The sequence below is a fragment of the Acinetobacter sp. S4400-12 genome, assembly GCF_024129495.1.
Taxonomy (GTDB): domain Bacteria; phylum Pseudomonadota; class Gammaproteobacteria; order Pseudomonadales; family Moraxellaceae; genus Acinetobacter; species Acinetobacter lwoffii_C.
Genome location: NZ_JAMXYB010000099.1, coordinates 1 through 717 on the forward strand (window position 1 = coordinate 1; position 717 = coordinate 717).

The window sequence follows — 717 nt, forward strand, 5'->3', positions numbered from 1 at the left end:
TTATAACATGCGGGTTACGATTGACTAAAATTAGATCAATAGAGTGTTTTTATATTTACTGGAGACGTTAATGGCAAGTTTATATTCTATGGATCATATTTCTTATGATCCTATTAATGGTTATTTTTACAAAGGTAAAAAGATTTCTGATGAAAAAGCTAAATACTTAAAACATAAAATTATTTTAGCTGAATTAGGTTTTAAGCTAGAGGAAGATTCTGGGCTATCAATTCCTGAAAAAGATTTAATGGCTTCTTTGTTTACAGAGGTTTTAATTTATAACGACCTAAGAGATCAGAGAGCAATTGTTTATAAGAGATTTAAACGTGTAGTTGAATATTTGTTTAATAATTATGATATTAAGCCTAAAGGCTGATTTCAATGATTAGAAATAGACATATATACAAAACAGTCAGCTATGACAGGAAAAAAGGCGTTTTAACCAGAGATGATTACGAGTACATTCGCGATCTACTGGAGACAGTTCTAGAGCAACTGCAAAATTCAGAATTGGATAATGATGAAGAAATTACAAAGTTAAAATTATTGTTTATCAGGTTAGATCATCATATAGCGCGTCGGATTTCGGCATAACGTATATTATGTTACTTAGGATACTCGACATCGTGAATAACAATTCCTAAGATTCACGATGTCGAGCTGTGGCAACAACTGAGGTTGTGTAGGCCACAGTCTTAGATATACCATTTAACATAA

At 31.4% G+C, this 717-nt stretch carries 1 protein-coding gene; it reads left to right on the plus strand.

Features of this window, described 5'->3' with window-relative positions; all coding sequences use genetic code 11:
- The first annotated feature begins 70 nt into the window (after positions 1–70).
- Positions 71–376 carry a hypothetical protein gene (locus NI461_RS14080; RefSeq protein WP_253157872.1) on the plus strand — a complete coding sequence of 102 codons (306 nt, stop codon included), beginning with the start codon at positions 71–73 and terminating at the stop codon, positions 374–376.
- The last annotated feature ends 341 nt before the right edge of the window (positions 377–717 follow it).